Below are 10881 nucleotides of genomic sequence, written 5' to 3'. Positions count from 1 at the left end.
TTTCTGGATGTGTTCACTCTGTTATGATGGTTTCGGGGTGCTGGCAATCGACTGTGCATTAGGTAATGGATCGCGGTGCACCAGGCGATCGGGCAAATGGCGTCCAAGCCGGGCAAACAGCTGGCGAGTTATATTTTTAAACATAGGCAGCCCCTCCGCGCCAATAAGACAGGCGCAGAAATATCCTTCAGGCGTGGCAAAACCTTACCTGACAGGTAACATCATTTTTAAACAGGGACGTTAATGCGTCACTGTCTTACATCACCGGTAAGACAGCGAAAGGCAGGCTTACCGGAAAGCGCGTGTTCTCCAGGTCGGGAGAGGGGTGGGATCGGGATCCATAAAGCCTCCGGTAATTGAATAAGTTAGCCCACAGATTATAAGTTGTAGATCATAATAATTGTGGCATTTATGGCGTTATAATAACCCCCGGCAATTAAACAAAACATATACACAAAAACATTCGGTTCGCATCCCGGCAGAAAATGAACGACGCCAACGCAAAAGCAGCGTGAAGGATGACGTGTATAAACCAGACTTTGCCCATTGTGGTTTCTATAAGTAAAGTTACCCTCTTATCATCTTTTGTTGCGTACCACGGGAAAACAGGATGCAAAATCGGCTGACTATCAAAGACATCGCCCGCTTAAGCGGCGTGGGGAAATCCACCGTTTCCCGTGTGCTGAACAACGAAAGCGGCGTCAGTGAACGGACTCGCGAGCGTGTCGAAGCCGTGATGAATCAGCACGGATTTTCTCCTTCCCGTTCAGCCCGCGCCATGCGTGGCCAGAGCGATAAAGTCGTCGCCATCATTGTAACCCGTCTTGACTCCCTGTCGGAAAACCTTGCCGTACATACGATGCTGCCGGTGTTTTATGAGCAGGGTTACGATCCGATCATGATGGAAAGTCAGTTTTCCCCGGAAAAAGTGGAAGAACACTTAGGTATGCTGAAACGCCGCAATATCGACGGCGTGGTGCTGTTCGGTTTTACCGGCATCACGGACACGATGATCGCCCCGTGGCAGGCATCGCTGGTGCTGCTGGCTCGTGATGCGAAAGGCTTTGCCTCCGTCTGCTACGACGACGACGGGGCGATTAAAATCCTCATGCAACGTCTGTACGATCAGGGGCATCGCCACATCAGCTTTCTCGGTGTGCCGCACAGTGACGTCACCACCGGGAAACGCCGCCATGACGCCTATCTCGCGTTTTGCAAACAACATAAGTTACATCCCGTCGCGGCCCTGCCGGGTCTGGCGATGAAGCAAGGCTATGAGCATGCCGCGAGCGTCATTACACCAGACACTACCGCGCTGGTCTGCGCCACGGATACTCTCGCGCTCGGTGCCAGTAAATATTTGCAAGAACAGCGGGTCGATAATCTGCAACTGGCGAGCGTCGGTAATACGCCGTTGATGAAATTCCTGCATCCGGAGATCGTCACGGTCGATCCCGGCTATGCCGAAGCCGGACGCCAGGCGGCTTCCCAGTTGATCGAGCAGATCAACGGACGCAGCGAGCTGCGCCAGATCGTCATTCCTTCCACCCTTTCCTGAAGCATTGCTGATCGCTTTCTGAACGATAATTTGTGATCTTCGCTGCGTTTCGGGAACGTTCCCATTTTTAATTTTTTATCCCGGATATACTCTGTGGCCATCGCATAACCCCCCTTTTCACTGTCATCGCCACGAGGCTTCATGATGAGCAAAGTTAAACAAGCGGATATTGACCGGCTGATAGAGCTGGTAGGCGGGCGAGAGAATATCGCCACCGTGAGTCACTGTATTACGCGCCTGCGCTTTGTGCTGAATCAGCCAGCAAACGCCAGACCGAAAGAAATTGAAGCCTTACCGATGGTCAAAGGCTGCTTTACCAACGCCGGTCAGTTCCAGGTGGTGATTGGCACCGAGGTTGGCGATTATTACAAGGCGCTGCTGGCCACCACCGGGCAGGCGCACGCCGATAAAGAGCAGGCGAAAAAAGCGGCTCGTCAGAACATGAAATGGCATGAGCAACTCATCTCCCATTTCGCTGAAATCTTCTTCCCGCTGCTGCCGGCGCTGATTAGCGGAGGCTTGATCTTAGGTTTCCGCAACGTCATTGGCGACCTGCCAATGAGCAACGGCCAGACGCTGGCGCAGATGTATCCAGCGCTGAAAACGATCTATGACTTCCTGTGGCTGATTGGCGAAGCCATCTTCTTCTATCTGCCGGTGGGCATCTGCTGGTCGGCGGTGAAAAAAATGGGCGGTACGCCGATCCTCGGCATCGTGCTTGGCGTTACGCTGGTATCGCCACAGTTGATGAACGCGTATCTGCTGGGGCAGCAGGTACCGGAAGTATGGAACTTCGGCCTGTTCACCATCGCGAAAGTAGGCTATCAGGCGCAGGTCATTCCGGCGCTGCTGGCTGGCCTGGCGCTGGGCGTGATTGAAACGCGCCTGAAACGCATCGTGCCGGATTATCTGTATCTCGTGGTGGTGCCGGTGTGTTCATTGATCCTCGCGGTCTTCCTCGCTCATGCGCTGATCGGTCCGTTTGGCCGCTTGATTGGCGACGGTGTGGCCTTTGCGGTTCGCCATCTGATGACCGGCAGCTTCGCGCCGATTGGTGCCGCGCTGTTTGGCTTCCTGTACGCCCCACTGGTGATTACCGGCGTGCACCAGACCACGCTCGCCATCGACATGCAGATGATCCAGAGCATGGGAGGAACGCCGGTATGGCCGCTGATTGCCCTTTCCAACATCGCGCAGGCGTCTGCGGTGGTCGGCATTATTATCGCCAGCCGTAAACAGAACGAACGCGAGATCTCCGTTCCTGCCGCGATCTCCGCCTATCTCGGGGTCACTGAACCAGCAATGTACGGTATCAACCTGAAATACCGCTTCCCGATGCTCTGCGCAATGATCGGCTCCGGTCTCGCCGGTCTGCTCTGCGGCCTGTACGGGGTGATGGCGAACGGTATCGGCGTTGGCGGCCTGCCGGGCATCCTTTCTATCCAACCGACTTACTGGCAGGTCTACGCCGTCGCGATAGCCATCGCCATTGTCATCCCGATCGTGCTGACTTCTATGGTTTACCAGCGCAAATACCGTCGGGGCACGTTACAGATTGTCTGATTTTATTCGGGGCGCACTTGCGCCCCTCGCATAACCAGGAATTGACTATGAATACCCTTCCCCACTGGTGGCAAAACGGCGTCATCTACCAGATCTATCCCAAAAGCTTTCAGGATACGACCGGCAGCGGCACCGGCGATTTACGCGGCGTGACTCAGCGCCTCGATTACCTGCATAAACTGGGCGTAGATGCCCTCTGGCTGACCCCGTTCTATATCTCACCGCAAGTGGATAATGGCTACGATGTCGCTAACTATACCGCTATCGATCCCGCTTACGGTACGCTGGATGACTTCGATGAACTGGTCGCCCAGGCGAAAGCACGCGGCATCCGCATTATTCTCGACATGGTGTTTAACCACACCTCCACGCAGCACGCCTGGTTTCGTGAGGCGCTCGACAAAGACAGCCCGTATCGCGAGTTTTACATCTGGCGCGACGGCACGCCTGATGCACTGCCCAATAACTGGCGCTCCAAGTTTGGCGGTAACGCCTGGCAATGGCATGCCCAGAGCGAACAGTATTATCTGCACCTCTTCGCCCCGGAACAGGCGGACCTGAACTGGGAAAACCCTGCCGTCCGCGCCGAGCTGAAAAAAGTCTGCGAATTCTGGGCCGATCGCGGCGTGGATGGCCTGCGCCTGGACGTCGTCAACCTGATCTCCAAAGATCAGCGCTTCCCCAATGACCTGGACGGCGACGGTCGCCGTTTTTATACCGATGGGCCGCGAGCGCATGAATTTCTGCATGAGATGAACCGCGACGTCTTTACGCCGCGCAAGTTGATGACGGTCGGTGAAATGTCCTCCACCACGCTGGAACATTGCCAGCGCTACGCCGCGCTGGACGGTAGCGAACTGTCGATGACCTTCAATTTTCATCACCTGAAGGTCGATTATCCCAATGGAGAGAAATGGACGCTGGCGAAGCCCGATTTTGTCGCACTGAAGACCCTGTTCCGCCACTGGCAGCAAGGAATGCACAACGTCGCGTGGAATGCGCTGTTCTGGTGTAACCACGATCAGCCGCGCATTGTTTCGCGCTTTGGCGACGAAGGGGAATATCGGGTGCCGGCCGCGAAAATGCTGGCGATGGTGCTGCACGGTATGCAGGGCACACCGTACATCTATCAAGGGGAAGAGATCGGCATGACCAATCCTCACTTCACCCGGATCACCGACTACCGCGATGTGGAAAGCCATAACATGTTTGCCGGGCTGCGGGCGGAGGGTCGCGATGCCAATGAACTGCTGGCAATCCTGGCCAGTAAATCCCGTGACAACAGCCGTACGCCAATGCAGTGGAATAACCGCAAGAACGCCGGTTTCAGCCAGGGTGAACCGTGGATCTCCCTGTGCGATAACTACGCGGACATCAACGTGGAGAACGCGCTCGGCGATAATTCGTCGGTGTTTTATACCTATCAACGACTGATTGCGCTGCGTAAATCCGAACCTGTGCTGACCTGGGGTGACTATCAGGATCTGTTGCCGGACAGCCCACACGTATGGTGTTATCAGCGCGAGTGGCAAGGACAGCGGCTGCTGGTCATTGCCAATCTGAGCGGTGAATGTCAGGCCTGGTTCCCGGAATCGTACCGGGGTAACTGGCAGGTGTTGATGCACAACTATGATGAAGTTTCACCACTGCCAACGGCGATGACGCTGCGTCCTTTCGAAGCGATCTGGTGGTTGCAGAAGTCATAAACTGAACACATTTTGCCCGGCAAACTCTCGATGCCGGGCAAAAAGGTCGCCCCGCGTTAGCTTACTGTTTTTGTTGAATAAATAATCAGATTTTTCTATATCACAATTTACAATCGCTATAACGCCCGCCAACTGTACGCTCTGCTTTTTACCTTGCGCTACATCAAAAAAATCGTAAACATCCTTGATGCAAATCACTATATATAGAACTTAAAATGCAATCCGCCCCAACATGTTGTATTAATCAACTACATTTACAACAACAATGATGTCCACAGTCAAGGTGACTTTGTGGATAACATGGGACTGGATCGCGGGAAGTGATTGGATAGAGAGATGAATAATCATATCAACGCCTCCCGAGCCTCTGTGGATAACCTGTTCTTATACATTATGGAGTGATCATGACACCGCATGTGATGAAACGAGATGGCTGTAAAGTGCCGTTTAAATCAGAGCGCATCAAAGAAGCCATTCTGCGTGCAGCTAAAGCAGCGGGAGTCGATGACGCAGATTACTGCGCCACCGTCGCAGAAGTCGTTAGCAGTCAGATGGACGCGCGTAGCCAGGTCGATATTAATGAGATCCAGACGGCGGTTGAAAACCAACTGATGTCAGGCCCTTACAAGCAGCTGGCGCGCGCCTACATTGAATATCGCCATGACCGTGATATTCAGCGAGAGAAACGCGGTCGTCTGAACCAGGAAATTCGCGGCCTGGTAGAACAGACCAATTCCGCGTTGCTCAATGAAAACGCCAATAAAGACAGTAAAGTCATCCCGACCCAGCGCGACCTGCTGGCCGGTATCGTCGCCAAACACTACGCCCGTCAGCATCTGCTGCCGCGTGATGTGGTACAGGCGCACGAGCGCGGTGATATTCACTACCATGATCTCGACTATTCCCCGTTCTTCCCGATGTTCAACTGCATGCTTATCGATCTCAAAGGGATGCTGACGCAGGGCTTTAAGATGGGTAACGCAGAAATCGAGCCGCCAAAATCCATCTCTACCGCCACCGCCGTGACCGCGCAAATCATCGCGCAGGTCGCCAGCCATATTTACGGCGGCACCACCATTAACCGTATTGATGAAGTACTGGCGCCATTCGTGACTGCCAGCTTTAACAAGCACCGTAAGACGGCGGAAGAGTGGCAAATTCCGGATGCCGACGGCTACGCGCATTCCCGTACCGAGAAAGAGTGCTACGACGCCTTCCAGTCTCTGGAGTATGAGGTCAATACGCTGCATACCGCCAACGGCCAGACGCCATTTGTGACCTTTGGTTTCGGCCTGGGCACCAGTTGGGAATCGCGCCTGATTCAGCAGTCCATTTTGCGTAACCGTATCGCCGGTCTGGGCAAAAATCGCAAAACCGCCGTGTTCCCGAAACTGGTGTTTGCGATTCGTGACGGCCTGAACCACAAATTTGGCGATCCGAACTACGACATCAAACAACTGGCGCTGGAGTGTGCCAGCAAGCGCATGTATCCGGACATCCTGAACTACGATCAGGTCGTGAAAGTCACCGGTTCGTTCAAAACCCCGATGGGCTGCCGCAGCTTCCTCGGCGTGTGGGAAAACGAGAAAGGCGAACAGGTTCACGATGGGCGTAACAACCTCGGCGTGATAAGCCTTAACCTGCCGCGTATCGCGCTGGAAGCAGGTGGTGATGAGCCGACGTTCTGGAAACTGCTGGACGATCGTCTGACGCTGGCGCGTAAAGCGCTGATGACCCGTATTGCCCGTCTGGAAGGCGTTAAGGCTCGCGTCGCGCCGATCCTCTATATGGAAGGCGCCTGCGGCGTACGTCTGAAAGCCGATGATGATATCGCGGAAATCTTCAAAAACGGTCGTGCATCGATTTCACTGGGCTACATTGGTATCCACGAAACCATCAACGCGCTGTTTGGTGATACGCATGTCTACGACAGCGAAGCGCTGCGCGCGAAAGCGGTTGCCATTGTTGAGCATCTGCGTCAGGCCGTCGATAAATGGAAAGAAGAGACCGGCTACGGCTTTAGCCTGTACAGCACGCCGAGTGAAAACCTGTGTGACCGCTTCTGCCGTCTGGATACCGCCGAGTTTGGCGTCGTGCCGGGCGTCACCGATAAAGGATACTACACCAACAGTTTCCACCTTGATGTGGAGAAGAAGGTGAACCCGTACGACAAAATCGATTTTGAAGCGCCTTACCCGCCGTTGGCGAGCGGTGGCTTCATTTGCTATGGCGAATACCCGAACATCCAGCACAACCTGAAAGCGCTGGAAGATGTCTGGGACTACAGCTATCAGCATGTGCCGTATTACGGCACCAATACGCCAATCGATGAATGCTACGAGTGCGGCTTTACCGGTGAATTCGAATGCACCAGCAAAGGCTTCACCTGTCCGAAATGCGGTAATCACGACGCGGCACGCGTGTCGGTAACCCGCCGCGTCTGCGGTTATTTAGGCAGCCCGGACGCACGTCCGTTTAACGCCGGTAAACAAGAAGAAGTGAAGCGTCGCGTTAAACATTTAGGGAATGGGCAGATCGGTTAATTTCCGTTTGCAAAGGCCGTAGGCCTGATAAGACGCCATCGCGTCGCCATCAGGCATCACAATGTTGCCGGATGGCGGTGCAAGCACCTTATCCGGCCTACTACCGCTAACTACAGTTCCAATGTCGTGGTTTTCCTCTAAGCAGTTGGTGTTGTAGCAAGGCGGCAAACGAACGAATCCCGGGGAGCTTACATCAGTAAGTGACCCGGGTGAGTGAGAGCGGCCAACACAGCTACAGCGCCAAATGCAACGAGGAAAAATGAATTATCACCAGTATTATCCCGTCGATATCGTTAACGGCCCCGGCACTCGCTGCACCCTGTTTGTTTCAGGGTGCGTACACGAATGCCCCGGCTGCTATAACAAAAGCACCTGGCGGCTGAACTCCGGTCAGCCATTCACGAAAGCAATGGAAGACCAGATCATTAGCGATCTAAACGATACGCGGATCCACCGCCAGGGGATCTCCCTTTCCGGCGGCGATCCGCTTCATCCGCAGAACGTACCGGATATCCTGAAGCTGGTGCAGCGCATTCGTGCTGAATGTGCAGGTAAAGATATCTGGGTGTGGACCGGCTATAAGCTGGATGAACTCAACGCCGCGCAAATGCAGGTTGTGGACCTCATTAACGTGCTGGTGGACGGCAAATTTGTGCAGGATCTGAAAGACCCTGCGCTGATCTGGCGCGGCAGCAGCAACCAGGTTGTCCATCATTTACGGTAAACACTATGGCGGACAGCATCTGCTTTCCGTCTTTCCTGCCCCTCCCATCAAAAACGACTCACACACTCCATCGCCACCGCTTTAAACTCGGCGAAGTTTTGGCTGCCGCACAGTCGCGTCATAGCGCGTTCACGCAGGAAAGTGACAAAGATATCGTAGATGGCCATTGCCTCTTCGTACTCGCTTTTACTGATAGCGAGTAAAAAGATCACATGTGCGGTTTCGTCCCCCCAGGCGATACCCTGCGGGGCGAGCACCGTGTAGACCACCGTTTTTTTCGCCAGCAGTCCGAGGGCGTGCGGCAGCGCAATGCTGTCACCGAGCATCGTGCTGACAATCGCCTCACGTTCCACCACCGAATCGAGGAATTCCGCGTCGACAAACCCTTCACGCTGCAACTGATCGCACAAGGTTTTAAACAGCGTCTGCTGGTCCATCTCGCCTTCGATAATACGAAAATGCGCGGCATCGAAGTATTTGTTCAGCATCCACGGACGGGTTCTGTCTACCAGCACTAACTTACCGATCTGCTCCAGTTGATAGTCGGTAGGAAACGGGGCGATCTGCACGACCGGCTTGTCTTTCTCACCGATCCGCGCCGTGGCGATCACAAAGTCCTCCGCGATACTCTCGCGCTGTTCGTAATCACGCAGCGTCAGCGTGTTTACAATCTCGATCTGCGGATATTTGCGCGCCAGTACCGCTTCAATCATCCGCACCATCGCATTTCCCGTGTCGCAGACCAGCAGAACTTTTGGCTGCCGCTGGTAACCGATGTTGTAACTACGTTCAAGCCCAACGCCGATGTGTAACACCAGAAAGCCGATCTCGTTTTCGCTGATGGCGTAAGGGGTGTATTTACCCCAACTGGAGACTGCCGCCAGGGTCATATCCCATGCCATGGGATAGTGTTGCTTGATGTTCTCCAACAGCGGGTTCGGGATCATGATCTGATAGCGCACCCGGGTGATCATCGTTTTGATGTGAGTGAGTAAATCCGCATGAAGCTGTTTATCATTCAACAGGTTATAGTTGTACTGGCTGTTGATAAACCGCAGGATGTAATTGACCAGCGCTTCCTCGTCGTCGGCATTGATCGCACTGGGCGCAATCTCCTGCACCTGCCGCGCCGCGATATGTACCTTCAGCCAGTTCTCTTCCGACACCGACAGCGGATGATTTGCCAGATGCTGCACGACAGCGGCAATCTCACGCGCCGCCAGGCACACGTTCTCTTCCACCTCTTCGTTGGTGAATTCCGACAACGGATACCCTTCGCTGATACGGCGTACCGCGACCGCGCAGTACAGACGTAAAAACAGCTCGCCTTCGTCAGTAAGGCGAATATGGAAGCGATTGAAAATCTCCTCAAGCAGCGGTTGAAGCTGCGATGGCACCCCGGCATACAGCGCCTCTTCGGTCACCAGCGGATTAGCGGGATCCTGCTGCGCCAGCGTCCAGAGAAGGTCGGTCAGGCAGGCGCGGATCGCCATCTCGCTGCCAAACAGTTTCATGCCATGGCGCGGACGCGTTTCCAGCGTCAAATGATAGCGTTGCAGCCATTCACGCACTTCTGCCATGTCGTTTTGTAGCGTCGCCCGACTGACAAACCATTCATCAGCTAAATCTTCGAGTTTGAGAGAAAAGGCGGATGTCAGAAAACGTACCATCAGGTAATGTACGCGTTCCTGACTGGTGCGCGGAATTCGCAGCGCGCTGGGCTGCTGCGATTGCAGGGACTGATAGCTTGCCGGGTCATCGATCCTGAGCTGATAACCGTTGCCCCGGCTGAGGATAAACTGCGCGCCGTGCTGAGTCAGCAGGGCGTTGAGCGCTGTAATATCAGCACGAACAGTGCGTGTGGAAACCGACAACCGCTGCGCCAGCTCATCCTGCGGCAGCGTCTCGTTTTGCAACATCGTAAACAGTTGCGCCAAACGTTGGTTGGGGAATCGCACATCACTCTCCTCGTTTTTAACCTACACACGCCCTGGTCAGCGCCAGCAACTGGCGCACATCGTCCGGACGGGTGTTTCCGCTTACCTTATCAATAATAGAACTATAAATGTGAGGAATGATTTTACTGACGCCAGCGTCGAGGGCAATTTGCAGAATCTCAGCGTAGTTTTCCAGATCGATCCCGCCGGTTGGCTCCAGCCAGAAATCATGACGCGCACAGGCTTCAGCCACCGCGTTAAACTCGTCACGGCATTTCAGACCGCCCATCGGGAAGTATTTGATCGAGCTACCGCCCATATCTTTCAGCAGCGCGATAGCCGTTTCGACCGGGACAATGCCGTCCGCCGCTTTGCTACTCAGCGGCCCGGTGGAAATTTTGACCAGACCTGGCGTACCAGTCGGCGATACCAGACCGTTAACCACCGTCTCACTCTGCCCGAGCAGGGCGCGGCTGGTTGCCACGCCGGTGAACACCTGGTTGACGTGTTGCGGCTGCACCTGGCGGGAGATTTCACTGACCATCGCCGACTGGTTCGGATCGCCCGCCCCCAGCCCTACGGAGAGCGCATTGTGGATAAGCGCCGCGTAGTCACGCATATCCGCCACCGCGCTTTCGACATCCGGGTAATTTTTGGAGAGTACACCGACCAGCACATGACCTTCCGCCGCGTCGTAAATGTCACGCGCGTTCTCTTTCGAGCCGGCCAGTACATTCAGGCAGACGCGATCGCGATAAAAGTTCGGGGTCAATTTCATGCTTGTTTCTCCTGATTAATCACGTCGCCAATCCGGCGCGCCACAATGTCCAACTGTGCACGATCAACACTG

The 10881-nt window shown here is 54.6% G+C and carries 7 protein-coding genes and 2 pseudogenes; 5 read left to right on the top strand and 4 right to left on the bottom strand.

All coding sequences use genetic code 11. The annotated features are described in order from the left end of the window. Positions 1 to 27 precede the first annotated feature (27 nt). A pseudogene (locus AB7E14_RS13705) lies at positions 28 to 144 on the bottom strand (hypothetical protein); the annotation flags it as partial. Between the two features lie 466 nt (positions 145 to 610). Here AB7E14_RS13705 and treR point away from each other — a divergent pair. The 5 genes from treR (at position 611) to nrdG (ending at position 8094) form a co-directional block, all read left to right on the top strand. Beyond that, positions 611 to 1558, top strand: a complete 948-nt coding sequence (gene treR / locus AB7E14_RS13700) for a trehalose operon repressor TreR (RefSeq protein WP_428169601.1) — start codon at positions 611 to 613, stop codon at positions 1556 to 1558. Positions 1559 to 1702: 144 nt separating this feature from the next. Further along, complete coding sequence (gene treB / locus AB7E14_RS13695) at positions 1703 to 3121, top strand: PTS trehalose transporter subunit IIBC (protein WP_316962166.1); 1419 nt, start codon at positions 1703 to 1705, stop codon at positions 3119 to 3121. Between the two features lie 47 nt (positions 3122 to 3168). Continuing rightward, entirely contained in the window at positions 3169 to 4827 is a 1659-nt protein-coding gene (treC, locus tag AB7E14_RS13690) for an alpha,alpha-phosphotrehalase (RefSeq protein ID WP_044253228.1), read from the top strand. 404 nt (positions 4828 to 5231) lie between these two features. Continuing rightward, a complete protein-coding gene (gene nrdD / locus AB7E14_RS13685; protein WP_042999228.1) occupies positions 5232 to 7370 on the top strand; it encodes an anaerobic ribonucleoside-triphosphate reductase in 2139 nt (712 codons plus the stop codon). 259 nt (positions 7371 to 7629) lie between these two features. Further along, complete coding sequence (nrdG, locus tag AB7E14_RS13680) at positions 7630 to 8094, top strand: anaerobic ribonucleoside-triphosphate reductase-activating protein (RefSeq protein ID WP_042999227.1); 465 nt, start codon at positions 7630 to 7632, stop codon at positions 8092 to 8094. A 47-nt stretch (positions 8095 to 8141) separates the two neighbouring features. Here nrdG and AB7E14_RS13675 read toward each other — a convergent pair whose 3' ends face one another. The 3 genes and pseudogenes from AB7E14_RS13675 to AB7E14_RS13665 form a co-directional block, all read right to left on the bottom strand. Next, on the bottom strand, positions 8142 to 10052 hold the full coding sequence (locus tag AB7E14_RS13675) for a BglG family transcription antiterminator (protein ID WP_054177074.1): 1911 nt from the start codon (positions 10050 to 10052) through the stop codon (positions 8142 to 8144). A gap of 16 nt (positions 10053 to 10068) precedes the next feature. Beyond that, on the bottom strand, positions 10069 to 10809 hold the full coding sequence (gene dagF / locus AB7E14_RS13670; protein WP_042999225.1) for a 2-dehydro-3-deoxy-phosphogluconate aldolase: 741 nt from the start codon (positions 10807 to 10809) through the stop codon (positions 10069 to 10071). After that, a pseudogene (locus AB7E14_RS13665) lies at positions 10806 to 10881 on the bottom strand (L-seryl-tRNA selenium transferase); the annotation flags it as partial. The pseudogene AB7E14_RS13665 and the gene dagF, both read right to left, overlap by 4 nt.

Origin of the sequence: Citrobacter sp. (assembly GCF_050252275.1) — a bacterium.
Classification (GTDB): Bacteria; Pseudomonadota; Gammaproteobacteria; order Enterobacterales; family Enterobacteriaceae; genus Citrobacter_A; species Citrobacter_A amalonaticus.
The sequence above is the reverse complement of the archived record's forward strand: the minus strand, read 5'-3'. Positions and strand labels throughout refer to the sequence as shown.